The sequence below is a fragment of the Desulfobacter latus genome (assembly GCF_013389365.1).
Taxonomy (GTDB): Bacteria; Desulfobacterota; Desulfobacteria; order Desulfobacterales; family Desulfobacteraceae; genus Desulfobacter; species Desulfobacter latus.
Window position 1 is genome coordinate 1 of record NZ_JACADJ010000071.1, and the last position, 21,189, is coordinate 21,189.

The following is a 21,189-nucleotide window of genomic DNA, read 5'->3' on the forward strand; positions in this document are numbered from 1 at the left end:
GTGGATTTCACTAATGAGCTGCGGGCTAAGCTTTGCTCATGTGGGACTTGCACCCACTGGGTAACATTATCGAGTTTCATCCTCCCATTCAGTGGAATTCCAACGATTCGGATTTAACTGGGCACGACCAGCGTTTTGTTATGCCAATTTTTCTATTTACCTTGAAAGAGGTTGTAGCATTTGGATTTCAATAGCTTTGGGACTATTCATCGCATGCCATAGATCCCAGTCTTGCTGTAGTCCAAGCCAGAAATCCGCTGACATCCCTAATACTCGAGACAACCTAAGTGCTGTATCAGGAGTCACCGATCTACGCCCCTTAATAATTTCATTCAAACGTGGATAGGAAACCCCAAGTTTTTGTGCAAGTTCAGTCTGGGTAATATTGAGGGGTTTTACAAATTCTTCCAAAAGCATTTCTCCGGGATGTGTTGGCGGACGATTTGTTGGAAGTCTCCTTGATGTTTTATTAATGGTAGTCTGTAATTTCGACTTCATAAGCATGCCCTTCCTCCCGAATAAAACAAACACGATATTGCTGGTTTATTCGGATGCTAAATTGATTTTCACGATCGCCTTTTAATTGTTCAAGACGGTTTCCTGGCGGAACTTGAAGTTCGGTTACATCTTGTACTCGATTTATTTGATCCAACTTTCGAACTGCAACCGGCCAAAGGGATTGTGGGCATATTTTCCTTGCAGCTTTGGAACTAATTCCGTCAAAAATATCCTCTGTTCCTTCATTCTTAAAAGACCGTATCATGGGTCATATTATAATGGCATCCATTATAGTTGTCAATTTCAATTGTAGTTGGGGCAGCAATTCTCAATTTGGATTTTATCTTTACATATGGATTGAAGATATCGTACATCACCTTGTGCTGACGGGGATGCAGTCTGTTTGAGGCTCTGAAGGCAGGGCCGTATTCCCTGAAGATGTCGCCTACGGTTGGACTGGTTTCGGGTTTTTCTGGGAGCTTGCTATGGCTGCAAAGTGTTTTCATTGGTTGTCGAAGCCTACAGCAGAGGAGAACGAGGGGTGCCCCTCGTTCTCCGGCCAAGTTTGGGCCATCGGTTGGTAATACTCATTTTATAGGTGTTTCGATTTTTATAAATGGTTTCAATGCGTTGTATTCACCGTATAGGTTTAATGTAACAGAAATATTGTGAGGGAATGGACGCTTTCTGCTTAAACGGAAAGATTCTACGTTATAAATCAGACAACACCTGAAGCAAATTCTTTGCCATGTCCAACGTAATACCGGGAAGCGCGGCAAGTTCTTCCGGCGATTGGCTGCGGATATTATCAATGCCTTTGAAAGTGGTAAGCAGCAGCTTCTTTTTTTTCGGCCCAATGCCGGGGATACCGTCAAGGACGGAGAGTTTTCCCCGCTTCTCCCTGCGGGAGCGCTGGAATGTAACGGCAGACCTGTGGGCCTCATCCCGGATCTGCTCTAAAAGGAAAAGCGCCTTGGCCGACTGGGCCGTGTTCAACGGGTTGGACCGTCCCGGCAGGTAAACCTTGTCTGCCTTCTCGCCCTTGTCCGCATCCTTTTTGGCCAGACCTGCCAGGGTAAACCGCCCCGCCAGCCCCAGTTCCCGGACCACGCTCACGGCCATGGACAACTGTCCTTTGCCGCCGTCCACCACCAGCAGGTCCGGCAGGGGCATATCTTCCCGGTCATGCCGGAACCGGCGGGAGAGTACATGGGTCATGTAAGCATAGTCATCCTGTTGCTCAATGCCCTTTATGATAAATTTTCGATAGGCATGTTTATCCGGCCTGCCACCGGTGAACACCGCCATAGCCGCCACAGGATCTTTTCCCTGGAGATTGGAGTTATCAAAGCATTCCATACGTTCGGGCGGCCGGTCCATACCCAGAAGGTTCTGAAGCATGGTTATCCCTGCCCGGGCCTCCTCCTCCCTGGCCAGAATTTTTTCAAGCTCGCCTGTTGCATTCACCCGGGCCATGTCGGCAAGCCGTTTCTTTTCCCCCCGGAGCGGATAATGGAAATGTACCCGGTGATCAGCTACCTCATTAAGCCGGGCTTCGGCCCGGGTCATGTCATCGGACGGATGGCTGAACAGGACGGAACCCGGGATCTGGGCAGCTTTTTCATAATACTGGGTCACAAAGGCGGCCAGCACCTCGTCCGGTTCCTTGAATCCCAGATCCAACGGGTAATACGCCGTGTTTATCAGATGCCCGGACCGGACCTGCATCACGGTCACCACAGCCCGATCCCGGTCCCAGGCAAGCCCGAGTACATCCCGGTCCTGTCCGTCCACACACACCACCACCTGGCGCTCCATGATCCGCTCCACGGCAAAAATGGTATCCCGGACCTGGGCCGCCTTTTCAAAGGCCTGTTCCCCGGCAAACGCTGCCATTTCAAGGCGCAGTTTTTTTATCACTTCCCGGGTCCGCCCCCGGAGAAACAATACCGCAGCCTTAACCCTGGCCCGGTACTCTTTGGGGTCCACCTCATTGCAACACAGTCCCAGACACGCCTTGATCTGATAATTCAAGCAAGGCCGGGTTCTGTTTTTAAACTGGGCATCCCGGCATTTTCGAAGTTTAAAAATGCGCTGGACCTGCTTTAAGGTCTGGTTCACACTCTTGGATGAGGAATACGGTCCGAAATACAAGGCCTTATCCTTTTCAATGCGACGCACCCGCTGGATGGAGGGATAGGGTTCATGCATGTCAATGCGCAGCAACGGATAATTTTTACCATCTTTAAGGAGGACATTATATTTGGGGGAATTTTCTTTGATCAGGTTGGATTCAAGGATAAAAGCCTCCTGATCGGACTGGGTGACCACCAGATGAAAATCATCTACTAAAGCCAGAAGCGCTGCGGTCTTGGGCTCGGGTTGATCCTTTTTTACAAAGTATGCGGCCAGCCGCTTTTTTAAATCCTTGGCCTTACCCACATAAATGATATTTCCCTTTTTGTCCCGCATGAGATAAACCCCGGGGGTGTGGGGGGCATGGTCGTATTTTTCTTTTATTTTATCAGAAATCATGGTTGGCCACCGGCCGGCCTCCGTGAACCGGAATCACCTGATCAAATTTTTAATTTTATATCCAGCACCGGGGTCCCGTTAACGGCATCCAGCCCTGTAACAAACAATGTCGTGCCCTTGATATCCTGGAGCGTGACATCCTGGATTCCGATCCGTGAGAGCCTGTCCGGGGTCCGGGAGGCAAAGACCCCGACCTCTTTGCCGTCAAGCCCTCGCTTAAAGGATGTCTTAACCGAGCGGGATTTATGCAGGTAGTAGACGATTGTGATCTCGGGTTCCTGTTCAAGGCCGGACATAAACCGTTTTTGGGAAGGTAACAGCTCAATTTTAGAAACCGTGCCGGATCCTTTTCTGCCAAACGGTGTTTCATCCCTTTCAAAATCGTTGCTGACAATTCCAATCGGGTAGATCGTGACAGGTTGACCATCCCCAAAAAGACATGTCCGGCACACCAGGCGGTCGTCGATGGTGAAGAGATCTTCACGGTTACAGGCAGAACTGCACTCAGAACAGTTGATTGTTTTATTCAAAATTTTTCACCCTGGGACAGGAAGGTTTGAAATTCTCTTGTGTCAGCCTTCCCCTCTGCATAATCCTGGTGCCATCCCAAAGGGACCGGCATTTTTTCATAGAGCATCTCTCTTTGAGCCTCCAGAAGTCGACGCGGCGTTTCCATGAAATCCGCTGCACAGAAAACCCGGCGGCCGGATTCGAATGATAGACGGTCCAGCCACTGCAGACCTTCAAGGCTTCGCATCAAATGATGGTCAAGTATCAATAGATCCACCGAACCGGCGAGGCGTACCGCGTTTTGCCAGGCCCGGTTACGCAACGTTGAACTCAATTGCTCAAGGTACAGCGGCGGACCGCCGACCAGCAGTACATCCGGCTGCCATTCGAGTACACGGTCAACGGTGTCATCATCCAGAAGCTGAATGTCTGAAGTGTGTACAAACACACTGTCATCCGCAATCCGGGTCATGATAACATTTTCGTTGCGCGCTGTTTTCTCTCCATGGGGTACGGGCTCAGAAAACCGCAATCGACCGGCCTCCGTGCTCCAATCCTGCCATCGGGCATCCAGCCGCTCTTTGAGCGCTGCAGATCTTTTTCGTTCCTTGGCCGTTAAAAAATCAGCCGGTTTTGTCCAGATCCGAACCCCGGAATTTAAATTTGACACCAGGGCCGCATCTAACTGATAGGGATTTGCATCCACCAGGGGAACATGATCCCCATGGAAATGACTGAAAACAATATCTGTGGCAAGTCCCCAAGCCTGTATGATTTTTTTACGAATGACCTCGCCCACCGCAACTTGAGCCGGATGCGGCGCCTGGTGATGACGAAGAAATCCCAAGGCGATTCCGGGATCAATAAGAATTTTTTGTTCGCCAACGGTAACAAAACAACACAGCCCTCGTACGCCTAATGATTCGGCGCCGATAATATCTATTTTCATAAAATGCGGCAAGGAAACCCCTGAGTCTTTAGCTCAGGGGAGGAATTGGCGCCCTCCTTATAATAATTTAGTAGCCATGCACCGGACCTTAGCACGTCGTATTATAGGAATAGCCGTCAGATGCATGAAGCAGCCTGCAATATTTCCAGCTAATGCCCTGTACTGTTTTGTCCACTGTTTTAATGTTAAACGAACCGCTTTTTCTGACAGCGACACGTCCGATGTACGTTCCAACCTTTTTGCCGGAAGTGACAACCGCCTTGACGATATCGCCCGTCTGAAAGCCTTTGACTTTTTTCTCAGTTGACTTTGCTGTTGTTCGGGGGAATCCGAACTTGTTTACCCTGCACATCTGCCTTGAACCATGACCGTCTGCCTTTACAATCAACACGGTTTTGTCGATCTGAAAAATCTTTTCAGGTGTGCTTTTCCCAACACAGGCGGCATCGAGCCAATGCGTTTTGTGAAGTCCCCTGGTCGTCCGGTTGAATTTTGTCAGACCGCCGGAGCCTGTTTCAACCGGCAGTCCGGTTTTTTTCAAGGTACGGAACAAGTCCCATCGGGTCGTGTTGACGGCGCCCGCATCCTTGAGCGGCACTTTGGATTGCTTTTGAATTCGTTTCAAGAGTCGCGGTTTCTTTGAAAGGAACTGTTCGAGCGACTTATTCCCCTTCTTCCTGTTGCACGCCGTACAGGCCAGTGTCAGATTGCTGACTCTGTTGGAACCGCCTTTTGATTTCGGCACGATATGTTCAATCTCCAATGGGATATCTGTTTTTCCGCAATAGGCACACGTTCTGTCCCATTTTTCCAGAAGGTATTCCCGTACCTCATAACCCATGAGTTCCCCCTGCTGATACGCGACACCGGATATTTCAGGATTCTGTATTTTCTGCATGTCAAACCGAACCAACTCCATTGAAATTGCCTGAATATTGCAAAACCGGCACAACCGGTTGACCCAGGTTTCGATATTGTGAACCCGGCTTTTTAATGAAGGCGGCAGCCATCCTTCCGCCCTGGTCCGGTTATCAAAGCGCGGTTTTCGGTATCGTGTTTTCCGGTTTCTCCGGGATCTTCTGATGGCTCGTCTTGATTCCAGATTATTTTTGATCTGTTGGCCTCGATGTCTCAGTCCCATGGCAAAAACAATCTCTCCGGTATCGTCGTTAATCACGGCAATTCCGGTCTCTCTACTGCCCGGATCAATCTTGATCCGCAATGGGTTTGATGCCACGTCCAAAACGGTCTCTTTCAAAATGATCGTGAAAGGGAACTGTCTGAAAACCGCGGCTTTCCCTTCTGTTAAAAGTAATCTTGCCTTTGCCGGATGTACCGGATTCTGCGGTTTTTTGTTTGTATCCAGAACAAATACGTTCAATTTAAAAATCCTCTTGTTTCCAAGGTAATGTTTGCCTCGTCAATGTTATGACCGGGTTTGGCGCAAGCAGCACCGGCTTAACCCCTTAAACCTGTTTAACCACTTGCCGTAGAACCTGGAGCTGGCGAGCACCCCAGGGTACCTGTTTCCGATCTAACGTAGTACTCGAAGCACTTAGACTGGTCAACTTTGGGGCCTTTTCAAGCCCCTCGGTCTTCAGCCGAGGGGTAGTTGACAAATTCAGTCGTATCTGTGAAAATCTTCCCAAAACGGGACATTTGGGAATCAGGCATATATTTATTGATAAGTTCTTTAACGTCACTACTCATAACCACTCCTGATGTTGTATATGGGGCAGTGCCCTGCAAGTTTATTTTTTCTTTAACGCGTTCTTCCCTTTTTTTACCACCATCCGGAGTGTCGTTTTCAACCTCTTTTCGGCATTTTTAATCAGGTACTCAAAAGAGCTGTGTTCATCTTCACCCGGTTCCACTTGCAGTTTGACATAGCTGCCGTCACTTTGCATTTCCCAGCAACAGTGCCTGTCGTTCAGCTGAATATCAAGCATCTCCCGCAATAAGGTCTGCAGGCGTAGCAATTCGACAGGGGTACAGACCTCGACCCGACTTTCAAGGTTTCGCTTCATCAGATCGGCCGAAGCGATAAAGTATTCTTCCTTACCGCCATTGCGAAAGTAAAAAATTCTTGAATGTTCGAGAAAGCGGCCAACGATGGAAATCACGCGAATATTTTCAGAAAGCCCTGGAATGCCCGGCCGCAGCCGGCAGGAATCCCGGACAATAAGATCAACATGCACACCGGCCTGAGAGACTTTGTACAAAGCCCTTGTAATATCTTTATCTTCAAGGGCGTTTGTTTTTAATTGGATTAGTCCTTGCCCCCCTTCAGCCTGCAGCTTGCCTTCCCGGCAGATTTTCTCCAGCAGCTTTTTTTTCAAAAGATTGGGGCAGGGTAAAAGCTTTTTATACTTACGGGCAACCGTATATCCGGTCGTCAAATAATTAAACAGATCCGTGAGATCGGAACCGATGACGGAATCACAGGTAAAGAGACCAAGGTCACTGTATCCCCGGGCAGTACCCGCATGATAGTTACCGGTGCCTATATGGGCGTAGCGATGCAAGCCGTCAAAATCCTTGCGTACCACAAAGATGACTTTTGAGTGGGTCTTCAAGCCCACAACCCCATAGGTCACATGGATCCCCACCTCTTCCAGAAATCTGGCCCAGCGGATGTTGGCCGACTCATCAAAACGCGCCTTCAGCTCCACAACCACAGCAACCTGCTTACCGTTCTGGGCGGCATCAATCAGATATTGTATGACTCTGGATTGCTCGGCCGTCCGGTAAAGCGTCATCTTAATGGCCAGCACTTTGGGGTCCTCACTGGCCTCTTTTATAAACCGTTCTACGGAAGTGTCAAACGATTCGTACGGATGCTGCAAGAGAATGGACCCTTTTTCTCTTATGATATGGAAAATATTCGGATCCTCGCCCAGCAGTTCCGGATGGTCAACGGGTTGATGCGGTGGAAAGTGCAAATCATGCCGATCAAGTTGGGCAATCTGCATCAGGTGCCTCTTGGATATGAGGCCCTCAACTTCGAAAACATCCTTTTCTTCATTGATGTTGAGCTCTGCAGCCAGCATGCCGCGCAGAGACAGGCTCATATTTGAATTCACCTCAAGCCGGACAATCTCAGCAAATTTTCTGTCGCGCAACGCGGATTCGATCATAGATAGAAGATCGTTGGCCTGCTCCTGGTCGCGTTCAGTAATGGCATTTCTGGTCACCCGGAAAAAATCGCACGACTCAATAACCATACCCGGGAAAAGCAGGTCAAGGTTGTTGGCGATAACATCCTCTATGGGTACATATAAATCTTCTTTGCCAATCTGTATGAAACGCGAAGAAACTTCGGAGTCAACCGGGACCTTGATTCGGTTGAGGTGCGCGTGTTCCGTATCGGGATAGCTTACTTTGACCAGAAGGTTCAAGGACAGATTGGAAATAAAAGGAAACGGGTGTGCCGGATCTGTTCCCTGGGGCGTTAAGAGCGGATATATATTATCGTAAAAAAAATTGTCGGCAAATGTTTTCTGCTCTTTTGTCAATTGGTCGTAGCGGACAAGTACAATGCCCGCTTCAGCGAGCAGTCTCTTTAACTCCACTTCCAGCATTTGGTTCTGTTTTAAAATATCTTGAACAACAATATGGCAGTCATCAATCTGCTCTTGGGGTGTCCGCCCGTCAACACTCAGTTTTTTAACCCCGGCCCCGACCAGTTGCTTGAGCCCGCCGATACGTTTCATGAAAAATTCATCAAGGTTCGAACCAACGACCGAAAGAAAGAAGACCCTCTCCAGGAGGGGGTTGCGTGAATCCTGCCCTTCATGGAGAACCCGACGGTTGAATTCCAGCCAGGTCAACTCCCTGTTCAGGAACCATTCCGGGGAGTTCAGGTCAAACTCGGTCAAAATTTCTTGTTTCGCCTGATCCGGCTCACTTTCTATAACATTTTTCTGCTCATCAAGGCACATGATACGCTCCAGATTTTATTGAATATTCCCAGGATTAAAATTTACGGTTTTCAGCCGGGCACTATAATATCAGCCTATTTTCAGGACCTTTGCGCCCCTGATGGTTCCTTTTTTCAGCGCTGCCAGGGCCTGGTTAGCCTGTTCAAGTGAAAATACCTCAACCTCCGGCCGGATGCCAAACCGCTCAGCCAGGGTTAAAAATTCGACGACATCCTTACGGCAGATATTGGCAACACTCTTGATCTCTTTTTCCATCCAGAGATGGGCCGGATAATCCAGTTTTAAAAGGTAATCCTTATCCGTATCTTCTTTTCGGATGGCATTGATGACCAGCCGTCCGCCGGGTTTAAGATTTTTCATCGCCTCAACAACCGGTTTCCAGGCCGGTGTGGTGTCAATTACAGCGTCCAGCAGTTCCGGTGACGCATCTGCCGTATCCCCGGCCCAGACAGCCCCAATCTCCTTTGCAAATTCTCTCTCTACGGAATTTCTGGCAAAAACAAACACCTTGGCATCGGGATATTTAAACCTGACCAGCTTTAAGACCAGATGACCCGACGCACCAAATCCGGTCAGCCCGATATTCTGCCCATTTTTAAGCCCTGTTAATCTCAAGGCGCGGTACCCGATTGCACCGGCACATAAAAGCGGCGCAGTCTCCGTATCCTTAAGCCCATCCGGAACAGGGACGGCAAAGTGTTCCGGAATAACCATATATTCGGCATAGCCGCCATCGGCATCCTTGCCTGTGGCCTTGAAATCCTTGCACAGGTTCTCATTGCCGGCCAGGCAGAATTCACATGTCCGGCAGGCGGAATAAATCCATGCAATCCCAACCCGGTCACCAAGTTGGAACCCTGTCACATTTTTACCGGCCGTTTCAACCTGTCCCACCACCTGGTGTCCCAAAATAACAGGCAGAACCGGTGGTGCAGTTCTGCCTTCAATTTCATCCAGCTCAGTATGGCAGACCCCGCAGACAGAGACCTTAACCAAAATTTCGTCATCGCCCGGAACAGGAACAGGCAGATCAACCAAATCCAGGGGCGTCTGGTTTTCAGCAAAAAGACCAAGTTTTTTCAGAACCATGGCTCTCATAAAGAGATTTCCAATTAAGTTTTTGTTAAAATTTAAAATATTAAAAGCAGATTTTGAATATCAGATATATTATCGAAGCATTATAGCAAGGGAATTGTAACTTTACAACTGCGCATCCCAGTTGGAACAGGGTAAATCTCGATGATCCAGTAATATTTTGATTGATTGCAAAATAATTTTATGATTACAGATAGTTAATATTACAGACGGTTAATTGCCCTATATCTGATCAGCTCATTGGTCGCCCATCTGATGACCAAGCCCGGAATCCGCAAGACAGACACGGTTTCTGCCGCTTTTTTTGCCTTTGTAAAGGGCTGCGTCAGCTCTAATAATGCAGGTTTCAATATCCATGGTATCATTAAATTCACACACCCCCAGAGTCATGCTGATGGTAACGGCAGTATCCTTGTATATGTATTGTTTTTTTTCTATAATCCCCCTGATTTTTTCAGCGGCCACTCTGCCTCCGGCCAGGTCTGTATCGGGTAATAAAAACAGAAATTCTTCGCCACCCCAACGGGCGAGAATATCCTGTTCCCTTAAAGCTGTCCGCATTGTTTGGGAAATGGCCGTCAAGATATAATCCCCGCAATCATGGCCATATTGGTCATTTACTGTTTTAAAATGATCAATATCGCAGATCACAATGGTAAAAGGGATTTTCCTGCGGCTGTAACGGGTAACGGCATAGTCTAATTTTTCCTGCATATTTCTTCTGTTAAATAGTTTGGTTAAGGGATCTGTGTTGGCCAGGATTGTCATCTTTTCATAGGCGGCATTCAGCTCCTGTGTTCGCTCTTCCACTATTTTTTCAAGATTTTTATTGGCCTCAATCATTTGTGTATTCAACAAACTTCTGTGAATCATGGTTTCGACCAGTCCGGCAATTCCCAGATAAATTTCAAGCATATTTTTGGATATTTCCGCCATGTCCTTGTGGCCAATGATGATTACTTCGTTGATCAATGTATTCGTTTTTAATGGAAAGATCACTGCCGATAAGGGGTCCTGGCCCTCTATCCTACAGGTTGTTAAAACTTCAGTTTCAAGAACGTCATTGATATGGCCCAGGACCTTCGGCGGGAATTTATCAAACCCCTGTTTTTTTTCCATCCCTGACAAAATCCGGATCTCTCCGGTTTCATCTTTTCCGGCAAAGCATACTAAGTTTGCTGAAAACATTCTTTTGACGATCCGGCGTGTTTCACTTCTGATATTCTGATTAAAATTCAGATTTGTCAGATACTGTGCCGTGGTGATGAAATTTTTTAAATTATCATGCATCTCAAGCAGTTGTTCTATTGCGTCAAGTTTGCTCTGGGCCAGTTCCAGATTTTTTACCGATTCATCCAGATATTCCTGGGTCGTGGACACCTTTTGTCGATGGCTTTCAAGGTAGAAGTTAAACAGGGTAAGTCCGGAAACACCAATGATAAGAACCAGAACATGCGTAAACCATAAAGGCCAGCTGCTCATATCCTCTTTCATGGGAAAGGTGATGCTGATTCCCCCGCGAACCTCACCTTCCCGATACCCTTGTTTTGCATGGCATTTAAGACAGACACGGCTGACAAACAGCGGCTCCATATAACGGTATTTTCGTTCACCGTTTTCGTTCACGACCTCTTTAAATGAGGTTCTACCTTTTTCAAACAATCGAAGGGCATCGGCCTCCCAGGCTGTGGGGTTGTTTTGCGGGCGGATCGGGTTTAAGCTGGTGATGTGGAACTGAATTCCTTTTTTTTCCATGGCCAATGTTGAGAGCTGCCGGGTCATCATGGCCGGATTTATTTTGGTCAGGCGCAATCCGTCAGTGGTTTCTATATCACGCAGGTGATCTTTCAGGTAGGCGTTGGGCTCAAGATTTTCTGAAACCGGAGCATAAACCCCATTCATCCGGGCATTCCATTCCCGCATCAGCACGATTTGTTCGAAATGTAGCCTGGCCGCCTGCAGCAAGGTATACTCCTCCTGTTTCCTGAAATTCCAGATAAGGGATAGAGAGACCCCCAAAACCCAGATGAGTGTAATGCCTATAATCATTTTTTTCATTTTTATTTTAACAAATCCCCTAAAAACTTGATGATCAAGTGACAGCCCAGGTCAGCCCATGGCTGTTATGCCATGGGTTTTATAAAAAGGTTTTCGATAAAAAACGCTTCAAAATCCTGATATTCAGCCAGATTCACAATGCTGAATTTTTCTTTTATCCGGGTCAATTGTCTTTGGGTGCCGGCTTGAAGAAGAATTTTTTCGCAACCTGAAAGCGCACTATTACCGCAGAAATGGTAGATTTCAGGATCAATCAGAGGCAATAAACCGATCTTCATCGCGTTTTCAATATTAAGATGATACCCAAAGGCACCACCGATGAAAACTTGTTTCAGGTCTTTTGGGGTGATTTGGGCTTGCAGCAGCAGGATCTGGATGCCGCTTGCAATGGCTGCTTTTGCCCGTTGGAGCAGATCGACATCTTTTTTATTCAGGCTGAGGGTGTCGCTAAGATGAAAGAACTGGTTTGACGTGGAACTGTTGAACCGACCGACGGAATCCAGCAGATCCAGGTCAACAAGCTCGGCGAGTAGATCCACCAGACCTGAACCGCAGATTCCGGCTATCCTGGTGTCTCCGATGACTGAATGCCTGTTGTCTTTAAGGCTGAGATGGTATATGGCACCTTTTTCTGCAGGCATGCCGCAGCTTACGCCGCTTCCCTCAAAGGCCGGGCCGCCTGCGGCCGAAGTGATCCACAATTTTTTTCCGTCCCAGAGCGCAATCTCAGAATTGGTGCCAAAATCAATGAGCAGGCTTCCGGGTTCTTCCAGCAACCCTGTAGCCAGTATCCCGGCTGTCAGGTCTGATCCGATAAATCCCGCCAGCGGGGGAATAACACGGATGTCACAGTGCAGGTTTATCCCCCATTGGGCAGCCCATTCCTGCGTATCGGGCAGTTGCAGTTCCACTGGTTTGGCCCAGTATTCGGGGTGAAGCAGATGGTGAAAATTGTTACCTGACAGAAGTGTCAGCATGGCTGTATTTCCCACCAGGACCAGGCAGGACACCTGCCCCGGATTAATGCCGTCACCCACGGATATGTCTAATAACGCGTTCCGGATGGCTGTGATCAGGTCCTGCTGGAGCCCTGTCCCTTTATCGGGCGATTCGGCAGCCGTGTTGACGCGGGTCAGGATGTCCAGTCCGCTTTTAATTTGAGGATTGATACCGTGACGTGTGGTCATCAACTGTCCAGTGGTCAGATCGAATATGGAAAGGCTGATTGAAGTTGTTCCCAAATCAATGGAGACCCCACAGGTCCTGGTGGGTTTTTCTTTTGAGGAAAAATGGCGTTTACGTAAAGGATACGGAAGGACCGATGCTCGGCGGTAAAGAGCCTCGGGAATGGGCCGCCATACAGACTGGGGTATCCGGTTAATGATTTCAACACTCAGATCGGTTTCACAGATTACCTGACAAGCCAGTCGGACCCCGGAAGCAAGCTGTTGTTCGCTTAGCTGTAGCTGCTCGTTTTGATTCGGTGGAGATGGCTTCCCTTCAATGATGCGAACCAGGCACAGACCGCATGATCCGTTTCCCGGACATCCGGTCCTGACCCGGTGTTCCTTTGTAGTATTGAGGATTTTGAGCAGGTATTGCCCTTTGGCAAAAGGAATGACAGCGTGCTCTTGAATTCCGTTATTATTATTTATAATTGTCAGGTTCATTATTTTGGAAGATTTTATTCCGATCATGGGCCTTAACATGATTCAAATGCCGCGTTTACCAGGGCCTGGATGGTATCCGGCCTGGCCCGTAAAGGAATTTCACAGCCAGCCGACAGAATAAATCCCTTGCGCCTGGAAAATTCAGTCAGCAGTTCTCGGGCCGCCCGGTCTATGTCCTCCGGTGTTCCGTATTCAAACAGCAGGGGTTTAATATTGCCGTTGACACAAGTATACGTCAGGGATTGTTTGACGGCATCCGGGGGCACGCAGTAGTCAAAGTTGGCAATGTCAACACCGATCCTTGGGAAATAGTGTAATATGGGTTTGATGTCTCCGGTCATAAACAACCAGCCGGCAATTGCTCCGGCTGCCTTGAACCGCTTGAACACGCTCCTGAGTCTCGGCAGTTCGAATTCACGGAAGAACGCAACCGGGATGATTTCCGGAGAGGCTGAAACATCAAATACAATAGGCAGATGGACCCCGGCCTTTATCTGGGCAATACCGTATGCGATACAAAACTCTGTGGCAAAATCAAGAAGGCCGGTGAACGCTTCAGGATTATCCACGGCCAGATATAAGGTATTTTCCATACCGATCAGTTGACAAGCCAGGTTGAACGGACCAAGAACAAGGCCGGCAACCGGGAGGGAATCGGCAAATTCGGCACGTAATAAACGGACACCCTCCAATAATTCCGGGATACGTCCGGCATGGGAGAAGTCAGGCAGCACCAGACCTGAAAAATCAGTATCCGGGGACAATGCCTCTTGTTTTATATAGGGATAGTCGTGGTCCCTGAAATGCAGGACAGCGCCCATGGCTTCCGTCTCAACATTGACGTCAAAAAAGGCAAAGGTAATGTCATAACCATAATGCTTATACGCTCTGATCTGGGCCTCGGCAAGCAGTCTGCCGGACTGCAGATATTTGTGCAAAGGAAGTCCGGATAAATGAGCGGCATGTCCAAATACCGGCCCGGCAACTGGAGGTCGGTCTGTTTTTTTGAATTTTATGGTTGCAGCCAACCGTTCCAGGTGGTTCATGTCTGCTCTCTGGTCCATACAGCGTCAAGATACGACTGGCCGGCAAACGCATTTTCAGCCAGAAAATCAACGTTTAAAAGCTCTTTCGAAGCCTGTTTCAATGCTGCCCCCCCGGCGCACACCTTAATGTTTGGCAGTTTGTTTTCCTGTAACAGCGGTTTAATTTTTTTAACCAGAGGAACAACTGAGCTGATCAGGCCACTCACACCAATGGCAAACGGCTTTTCCTTTTTGACCGTATCAATCAGTTGCTCTATGGGACAGTCTTTCCCGCAGTCAATAACGTGGTAGCCGTTAATGGTTAAAATGGTCTTTAGAATGTTTTTTCCGATGTCATGAACATCACCTTCCAGGGTCGCTATAACAACAAGCCCCTTGGTCGGGGCCGGTTCAGTGCCGGGAGGAAACAACGTCTGCATTACAGACATGACCGCCCGCCCTGATAGCATCACTTCAAGCAGGTTGAAATTTTCGGCCGTACATTTATTACTCAGGCTGTCCATGGCCGGTTCGATGTATTGTGTGATGATATGTTCTGCTGTCTCACCACGATCCATTAACCGTTTTACCTCGGTTACAGCCTGTTCCTTATTCCCGTCCTTAACCCATTTCATGAGCCCATTCATAGCAGGATGCCCCTTGTCTCTCTTTTTCGGATTCAACACCCTTCTAAATACTTAAGAATATGCTTATTAACATAATTCTTATTCTGCGACAATTACCTTGACCGGTTTGTTGTGATAAAACCCCGACATTAAAAAGGGTGTTGAACTTCATTTTTATTTCTCATTTTGAGTAACTAATTTTCACTTTCACAATATCATTCTCTCTGTTATAATTTACTAATTTCTTGAAAAGATAGATGAAGCAGAAATTTCTCATCACTCATACGCAATGGGCAAAAATGAGTAATAAGAAAGGAACAGAAACAGATGAAGTACGCGAATCTGTCATTCAAAAACATTTTGATACTTGTTTTTCTTATTGCAGCAACCAGCAGTGTCCTGCCGGACGTATCCCGGGCAGAAGACCATCTGCTGACCCTGGAAACAGCCATCAGCACCGCACTGGAAAACAATCCGGATATCCGGATGACCCGCACTCTGATCAAAAAAGCCGAAGCGTCGGTCAAAAAAACCGAAGCGGTCTTCCGGCCCCGGGTAACGGCTTTCAGTGAACTGTCAGCAGGGGATGCCCCGTCTGCCTTTCTGTTTAAAACCATTGACCAGAGAAAATTGCCGCCTGATATTGATTTTAACGATCCCGGGTCGTTCACCAATATGGAAGTGGGCATCATGGCCGGGATAAATCTGTATAACGGCGGAAAAAACCGCCTGGAAAAGCAGCTGGCACAAAAAAAACTCGCAGACCGGACCGCCTTGGCCCTTCAGACAGAAAATGACCGCATCGCTGCGGTGATCCAGATGTTTTTCACCGCGCTTAAAGCCAGGGAATATACGTTCATCGCCCGGACATCGGTGCAGACGGTGGAAGAACAGCTGGATATGATGACGGTGCGTTTCAGGGGCGGCAGTGTGTTAAAATCAGATATTCTCTCTTTGAAAGTCCGCCTGGCTGAAGCAAAAAAAAAGATGGTGGAAAGCAAAAACACCTTTGCCAGCACCCTGACCGCCCTGGCCACACTGCTCGGGCATACACCCGGTCATTCTTTTTCTCTTGATCCGGACCCGGACCCGGACAGCACTTGTGCCGTAACCTTTCCCGTATCCATTGACCAGGCCTGGGCCCTTGCCCTTGAAAAACGGCCGGAACTGCACCGGGCAAAGCAGCAGATCGATATGGCCAGGACAGCTGTATCCCTGGCAGCGAGCGGCTACCGGCCCCGGGTTGACCTGCAGGCCCGGTGGTATATGGACAGTGATGATCTTTCCTACAATAGATCAAATGACAATTACACCGCCGGCCTGAATGTTGCCTGGAACCTGTTCGACGGCTTTGCCACCCGGGCGCAAATTGCTGAAGCCAGGCATGAACTGGAAAGGGCTCTGGAAGCCCGGAAAAAAATCCGGATGCAGATTTACCAGGATGTAAAACAGGCCTATCTACAGCATGAAAACGCACAACAACGGCTGCTTGTGGCCCGGTCCGGTGTGGAGATGGCCGAAGCGTCCCTTCACATCGTGAAAAAGCGCTATAACGGCGGTGCTGAACCCGTTACCCGGTACCTGGAGGCGGAACTGGATCGAACCAGGGCCAGCATTAACAAAGCAGCTGCATTTTATGACGACAAAACGGCAGAAATAGAGATTGCCCGGGCCATTGGCACCCTTTCCGTACTCTGGTCACAGGAGAAATAAAAAATGTCTTCACATAAAAATAACACGGCCTGCAGTTTGATTGCAAAAACAGTATTGTCAGCCCTGCTGGTGCTTGCGCCATACCCCTGCAGAACCGCTGATGCAGATACAGGGTATCAGCCGCAAAAAACAGTCGTAACAAAGGCGCAGACCCTTGCCCAGACCTATCCGGCCGTGGGAACGGTCCGGCCCAAAAGTGAAACCCGTATCAGTGCCCAGATCAGTGCCCAGATAACCGATGTGCATGTCAAAGCAGGGCAGATCATAACATCAGGCACCCTGTTGATCACCTTAGACAGCAGACAGGCCGCCGCCAGGCTGAAAAGTGCCAGAGAAGCGCTTCGCGGGGCAAAAGCCTCACGGGACAAAGCCCGCCAGGCCATCAAATCTGCTGAAGCCGCGTATACCAATGCAAAACAGCACGCTGCGCGTATCAAAAGCTTTTATGCATCCGGTGCCGCCACAGAGCAGGAATTTGAAAATGCACAAGCCGGCTTTTTGCAGTCCCGGGCCGCATTGTCCATGTCCCGTGAATCCCTGGTGGCGGCAGAGGCAGGCATCCAGCAGGCCACAGAAACCATTACCGGGGCAAAGGTACACCTTGGTTTTTCAAAAATCATTGCGCCGGTGGACGGAGAAATTATCCGGATCCTGGTGGAACCCGGAGATCTGGCCCTGCCGGGCAAGCCCTTGGCAGCGATGCGGACAAAAGGCGGCTACAGGGTTGAAGCCCATGTCAGAGAGGGCCTTATCAACACCATTAAAACCGGTTCACAGCTTCAGGCGGTGATCCCCACCCCCGGACTTTCTTTGCATGCCGTGGTGGAAGAAATTATTCCCTATGCCGATCCCCGGACCCGCACCTTTCTTGTCAAAGCCGCCATCCCGGCCAAAGAAGGCCTCTATTCAGGCATGTATGCCAAGCTGATGGTCCCGGAAGCCCACAGAACCATCATCACCCTGGACAAAACGGCGATCATCCATGCCGGACAACTCGAACTTGTCATGGTCAAAATGAATGGCACCTGGCAGCGCCGGTATATTACAACCATTCCCCTGGACGACACCCGCGTGGAAGTTCTGTCAGGACTGTCTGCCAATGAAACCATAGGCATCGGGGAGGCCCGCTGATATGACAGACAATCAGCCCGCTGATCCCAAAGGCATGATTCCCGGGATAGTCAAGGGATTTCTCGAATCAAAATTTTCCCTGATTTTCATTATCATTGCCCTTTGCCTGGGGGCGGCCGCCCTTTTGGTCACCCCGAAAGAAGAAGAACCCCAGATCGTCGTGCCCATGGCCGATATCTATGTCAATGCCCCGGGTGCCGGTCCCCGGGAAATCGAGCAGCTGGTATCCATTCCCCTGGAACGATTTTTATGGCAGATCGACGGGGTTGAGTACGTCTATTCCATCTCACAAAAAGACATGGCCGTGGTCACGGTCCGCTTTTTTGTGGGAGAAGACCGTGAAGATTCCCTGATAAAGCTGCAAAACAGAATATCCATGCATATCGACCAGGTCCCCCCCATTGTCGAAAAATGGGTGATAAAACCCATAGAAATCGATGATGTGCCCATCGTCACCATCAGTTTGTTTTCCGACCAGCTGGATGACGCCCAGCTTCACAGAACCGGCCAGGAAGCCCTGGCCAGGCTCAGCCGCGTTAAAAATACCTCCAGAACCGTGCTGCACGGGGGAAGGCCCAGAGAAATCCGGGTTGAACCGGATCCTGAAAAAATGACCGGTTATGGGATTTCCTATATGAATGTGCAACAGGCACTGAAGGAGGCGGATTTTTCTGTCAATGCAGGAGATTTTTCCAGAAACGACATCCGTTTTCCCGTGACCACCACCTCGTTTATGTATACGGCCGGGGATGTAAAATCTCTGGTTGTCGGGGTTAAAGACCATATTCCCGTGTATCTCAGAGATATTGCCCATATCCGGGATATACCCGGACAATCCGATACCTACACGGCCATCAGTTTTTCCAATGCGTATGCAAAAAAACAGGACAGGTTTGTGCCCGGCAAACGCTACCCTGCCGTCACCCTTGCCGTTTCCAAGAAAAAAGGATCCAATGCCGTCGCTGTTGCCAAAGAAATTATCGATGAATTTGAGCGGATTCATGAACAGATCCTTCCCCATGGTGTTGATTATCAGATCACCCGTAATTACGGAGAAACGGCTGCAGAAAAAGTGTGGGGCCTTGTCGGTTCTCTGGGATTTGCCATCGTCTCGGTGGTGATTCTTCTGGCTTTTGCACTGGGATGGCGGGAGGCTTTGATCGTTGCCGTTGCCGTACCTATCAGTTTTTCTCTGGCCCTGTTTGTCAATTACCTGTTCGGCTACACCATCAACCGGGTGACCCTGTTTGCCCTGATTCTTTCTTTGGGTCTGGTGGTGGACGATCCCATCACCAATGTGGAAAATATCCAGCGCCATATCAAAATGGGCCTCCTCGACCCGTTCAAGGCAACCCTGGCTGCGGTTGACGAGGTTCTGCCCCCAGTGATCATGTCCACCCTGGCAATTATTGTCTGCTTTGTTCCCTTGTTTTTCATCACCGGCATGATGGGGCCCTACATGGCTCCCATGGCGGTGAATGTGCCCCTGACAGTGACGTTTTCCACCCTGAGCGCCCTGACCATCGTGCCCTGGCTGACCCTGAAACTGCTCAGATCCACTGCACCCGAACTGATTGATCAGAACGATCCAAATCCGGGATCATCAGACCGTATCTCCAGGCAAAGCCGTTTGTTCCGCACCTACCGCAGCATTGTCCAGCCGTTTCTGGACTCGGGCATAAAACGCATGGTGTTGTTTGTGCTGGTCATTGTACTGTTGCTGATTTCCTGCTCTCTGGCCCTGTTCCGGCTTGTACCCCTGAAACTTTTGCCCTTTGACAACAAAAACGAATTCCAGATCGTGATCGACATGCCTGAAGGCACCACCCTTGAGCGGACCAATGCGGTGGTCCAGGAGTTTGAAACCTTTCTTAAAACCGTTCCGGAAATCACCAGCATGGTATCTTATACCGGGGATGCCTCTCCCATGGATTTCAACGGCATGGTCAGGCACTATTATCTGCGCAAAGCAGGCAATCTGGCGGATATACGGGTCAATCTCACCGGCAAGGAGGTGCGTGACCAGCAGAGCCACGCCATTGTTTTGCGATTGAGAAATGACTTGGAGGCCATTGCCCGTAAAAACAAGGCCAAGGTCAAGCTTGTGGAAGTTCCGCCGGGACCGCCGGTGCTGTCAACCATTGTGGGCGAGCTGTATGCGGATGCAGATGTACCCTACCACCAGCTTATCCAGGCCGCAGACCACCTGAAAAGAATCATGGACGAAGAAGCCTTTGTGGTGGACATCGATGACATGGCCCAAACGCGTCATGAGCGCATCGATTTTATCATCGACAAAGAAAAAGCCGCTCTTCACGGTATCTCCACCCGGCAGATCACCACAACCCTTCAGGGTATGATTCAGGGCATGACCCCCGCACACCTGCATCTGCCCAGGGAAAGGAATCCCTTATACATCCGGGTGATCATGCCCAGAAAATACCGTTCCGGCATCGTGGCGTTGACCTCGGTGCCTGTCCGGTCCAAAACCGGCAGCATGGTTCCCCTGGCTGAACTGGTGAATGTCCGGATACGGCCCAACCAGCAGCCCATTTATCACAAGAACCTTGACAGGGTGGTGTATGTGCTGGCCGACACGGCAGGCAGGGCCCCGGCAGAGGCCATCCTGGACATGCAGAAAAAACTTGAAAATGACCCCCTGCCCGCAGGCATTCAGGTGAACTGGGCCGGAGAAGGAGAATGGAAAATCACCATCCGGGTCTTCAGGGACATGGGTATCGCCTTTGCTGCAGCCTTGATCGGCATATACATTCTTCTGGTCATCCAGTCCGGATCTTTTTTCATGCCGGTTCTGATCATGATGGCAATTCCATTAACCCTGCTGGGCATCATGCCCGGGTTTCTTGTTCTCAACCTGGTGGCGGCCTCGCCGGTGGACGGATTTTCCAATCCGATTTTTTTCACCGCCACCTCCATGATCGGCATGATTGCCTTGGGCGGCATTGTCATACGAAACGCCCTGGTGCTCATTGAATTTATCCAGGCGTCCCTGAATCAGGGCATGGGCCTGAAAGAGGCAATTCTCCAGAGCGGGGCCATCCGGATGCGGCCTATCCTGCTCACCGCACTGACAACCGCCATCGGTGCATTTCCCATTACCCTGGACCCGGTTTTTTCCGGACTTGCCTGGGCGCTTATTTTCGGCCTGGCTGCATCCACCCTGTTTACCCTATTGCTGATTCCGGTGGCCTATTATGCCGTCTATCACAAGTAAGAACTTAGCGCCCTTTGGGCGGGCTGTTAGGTGCTGGGTGCTGGGAAATGGAAATTCCTATACTCTAAATTTAAACCTCCCCATTCGCTCATTTTAAATCTGAAAAAATTAATTTCGCATGGAGGGCTTGCAATAGTTAAAATTCATCATACTTTTGTGGAAAATTCGACTGTAGCTTCTTTTATTATCTTAACTTAAAGGGA

At 49.2% G+C, this 21,189-nt stretch carries 17 protein-coding genes; 3 read left to right on the top strand and 14 right to left on the bottom strand.

Annotation, left to right across the window (positions count from 1 at the left end):
- Positions 1-156 precede the first annotated feature (156 nt).
- The 14 genes from HXW94_RS15470 to HXW94_RS15530 all read right to left on the bottom strand — a co-directional run bounded on the left by HXW94_RS15470 (position 157) and on the right by HXW94_RS15530 (position 14,916).
- Entirely contained in the window at positions 157-498 is a 342-nt protein-coding gene (locus tag HXW94_RS15470; protein WP_281357852.1) for a HigA family addiction module antitoxin, read from the bottom strand.
- On the bottom strand, positions 470-763 hold the full coding sequence (locus tag HXW94_RS15475; protein WP_178367802.1) for a type II toxin-antitoxin system RelE/ParE family toxin: 294 nt from the start codon (positions 761-763) through the stop codon (positions 470-472). The genes HXW94_RS15470 and HXW94_RS15475 overlap by 29 nt, the downstream gene beginning before the upstream one ends.
- Positions 747-1,004: a hypothetical protein gene (locus HXW94_RS15480; protein WP_178367803.1), complete on the bottom strand. Its 258-nt coding sequence runs from the start codon at positions 1,002-1,004 to the stop codon at positions 747-749. The genes HXW94_RS15475 and HXW94_RS15480 overlap by 17 nt, the downstream gene beginning before the upstream one ends.
- Before the next feature lie 205 nt (positions 1,005-1,209).
- On the bottom strand, positions 1,210-3,033 hold the full coding sequence (uvrC, locus tag HXW94_RS15485; RefSeq protein WP_178367804.1) for an excinuclease ABC subunit UvrC: 1,824 nt from the start codon (positions 3,031-3,033) through the stop codon (positions 1,210-1,212).
- 41 nt (positions 3,034-3,074) lie between these two features.
- Positions 3,075-3,563 (bottom strand): TrmO family methyltransferase domain-containing protein, encoded by a 489-nt coding sequence (locus tag HXW94_RS15490; protein ID WP_178367805.1) that lies wholly within the window; start codon positions 3,561-3,563, stop codon positions 3,075-3,077.
- Positions 3,560-4,504 (bottom strand): MBL fold metallo-hydrolase, encoded by a 945-nt coding sequence (locus tag HXW94_RS15495; protein ID WP_178367806.1) that lies wholly within the window; start codon positions 4,502-4,504, stop codon positions 3,560-3,562. Before HXW94_RS15495 ends, HXW94_RS15490 begins: the two co-directional genes overlap by 4 nt.
- 76 nt (positions 4,505-4,580) lie before the next feature.
- Positions 4,581-5,873, bottom strand: coding sequence for an RNA-guided endonuclease IscB (iscB, locus tag HXW94_RS15500; RefSeq protein WP_178367807.1), 1,293 nt, complete (start codon positions 5,871-5,873; stop codon positions 4,581-4,583).
- Positions 5,874-6,073: 200 nt separating this feature from the next.
- Positions 6,074-6,202 carry a hypothetical protein gene (locus tag HXW94_RS19910; protein ID WP_281357853.1) on the bottom strand — a complete coding sequence of 43 codons (129 nt, stop codon included), beginning with the start codon at positions 6,200-6,202 and terminating at the stop codon, positions 6,074-6,076.
- A 41-nt stretch (positions 6,203-6,243) separates the two neighbouring features.
- Positions 6,244-8,433 (bottom strand): polyphosphate kinase 1, encoded by a 2,190-nt coding sequence (gene ppk1 / locus HXW94_RS15505; RefSeq protein WP_178367808.1) that lies wholly within the window; start codon positions 8,431-8,433, stop codon positions 6,244-6,246.
- Positions 8,434-8,502: 69 nt separating this feature from the next.
- A complete protein-coding gene (locus tag HXW94_RS15510) occupies positions 8,503-9,531 on the bottom strand; it encodes a zinc-dependent alcohol dehydrogenase family protein (RefSeq protein ID WP_178367809.1) in 1,029 nt (342 codons plus the stop codon).
- Between the two features lie 234 nt (positions 9,532-9,765).
- Positions 9,766-11,586, bottom strand: coding sequence for a diguanylate cyclase (locus tag HXW94_RS15515; RefSeq protein WP_178367810.1), 1,821 nt, complete (start codon positions 11,584-11,586; stop codon positions 9,766-9,768).
- 65 nt (positions 11,587-11,651) lie between these two features.
- Positions 11,652-13,283, bottom strand: a complete 1,632-nt coding sequence (locus tag HXW94_RS15520) for an ASKHA domain-containing protein (protein WP_218576757.1) — start codon at positions 13,281-13,283, stop codon at positions 11,652-11,654.
- Positions 13,284-13,288: 5 nt separating this feature from the next.
- Complete coding sequence (locus tag HXW94_RS15525) at positions 13,289-14,302, bottom strand: uroporphyrinogen decarboxylase family protein (protein WP_178367816.1); 1,014 nt, start codon at positions 14,300-14,302, stop codon at positions 13,289-13,291.
- Positions 14,299-14,916, bottom strand: coding sequence for a cobalamin B12-binding domain-containing protein (locus HXW94_RS15530; RefSeq protein WP_218576758.1), 618 nt, complete (start codon positions 14,914-14,916; stop codon positions 14,299-14,301). Before HXW94_RS15530 ends, HXW94_RS15525 begins: the two co-directional genes overlap by 4 nt.
- Positions 14,917-15,234: 318 nt before the next feature.
- Between HXW94_RS15530 and HXW94_RS15535 the strand changes: the two genes are divergently transcribed.
- From HXW94_RS15535 to HXW94_RS15545, 3 genes are read left to right on the top strand one after another with little or no spacing between them, the layout of a single operon-like run.
- Positions 15,235-16,620: a TolC family protein gene (locus tag HXW94_RS15535; RefSeq protein ID WP_178367813.1), complete on the top strand. Its 1,386-nt coding sequence runs from the start codon at positions 15,235-15,237 to the stop codon at positions 16,618-16,620.
- 3 nt (positions 16,621-16,623) lie between these two features.
- Positions 16,624-17,751, top strand: coding sequence for an efflux RND transporter periplasmic adaptor subunit (locus tag HXW94_RS15540; protein WP_178367814.1), 1,128 nt, complete (start codon positions 16,624-16,626; stop codon positions 17,749-17,751).
- 1 nt (position 17,752) lies between these two features.
- Positions 17,753-20,986: an efflux RND transporter permease subunit gene (locus tag HXW94_RS15545; RefSeq protein WP_178367815.1), complete on the top strand. Its 3,234-nt coding sequence runs from the start codon at positions 17,753-17,755 to the stop codon at positions 20,984-20,986.
- Positions 20,987-21,189 lie beyond the last annotated feature (203 nt).

Excerpts from the sequence above, each read along its gene's own strand:
- HXW94_RS15470 (WP_281357852.1), bottom strand. The coding sequence starts at position 498 with ATGAAGTCGAAATTACAGACTACCATTAATAAAACATCAAGGAGACTT.
- HXW94_RS15475 (WP_178367802.1), bottom strand. The coding sequence starts at position 763 with ATGATACGGTCTTTTAAGAATGAAGGAACAGAGGATATTTTTGACGGA.
- HXW94_RS15480 (WP_178367803.1), bottom strand. The coding sequence starts at position 1,004 with ATGAAAACACTTTGCAGCCATAGCAAGCTCCCAGAAAAACCCGAAACC.
- uvrC (WP_178367804.1), bottom strand. The coding sequence starts at position 3,033 with ATGATTTCTGATAAAATAAAAGAAAAATACGACCATGCCCCCCACACC.
- HXW94_RS19910 (WP_281357853.1), bottom strand. The coding sequence starts at position 6,202 with ATGAGTAGTGACGTTAAAGAACTTATCAATAAATATATGCCTGATTCC.
- ppk1 (WP_178367808.1), bottom strand. The coding sequence starts at position 8,433 with ATGTGCCTTGATGAGCAGAAAAATGTTATAGAAAGTGAGCCGGATCAG.
- HXW94_RS15510 (WP_178367809.1), bottom strand. The coding sequence starts at position 9,531 with ATGAGAGCCATGGTTCTGAAAAAACTTGGTCTTTTTGCTGAAAACCAG.
- HXW94_RS15515 (WP_178367810.1), bottom strand. The coding sequence starts at position 11,586 with ATGAAAAAAATGATTATAGGCATTACACTCATCTGGGTTTTGGGGGTC.
- HXW94_RS15520 (WP_218576757.1), bottom strand. The coding sequence starts at position 13,283 with ATGATCGGAATAAAATCTTCCAAAATAATGAACCTGACAATTATAAAT.
- HXW94_RS15525 (WP_178367816.1), bottom strand. The coding sequence starts at position 14,302 with ATGAACCACCTGGAACGGTTGGCTGCAACCATAAAATTCAAAAAAACA.
- HXW94_RS15530 (WP_218576758.1), bottom strand. The coding sequence starts at position 14,916 with ATGAAATGGGTTAAGGACGGGAATAAGGAACAGGCTGTAACCGAGGTA.
- HXW94_RS15535 (WP_178367813.1), top strand. The coding sequence starts at position 15,235 with ATGAAGTACGCGAATCTGTCATTCAAAAACATTTTGATACTTGTTTTT.
- HXW94_RS15540 (WP_178367814.1), top strand. The coding sequence starts at position 16,624 with ATGTCTTCACATAAAAATAACACGGCCTGCAGTTTGATTGCAAAAACA.
- HXW94_RS15545 (WP_178367815.1), top strand. The coding sequence starts at position 17,753 with ATGACAGACAATCAGCCCGCTGATCCCAAAGGCATGATTCCCGGGATA.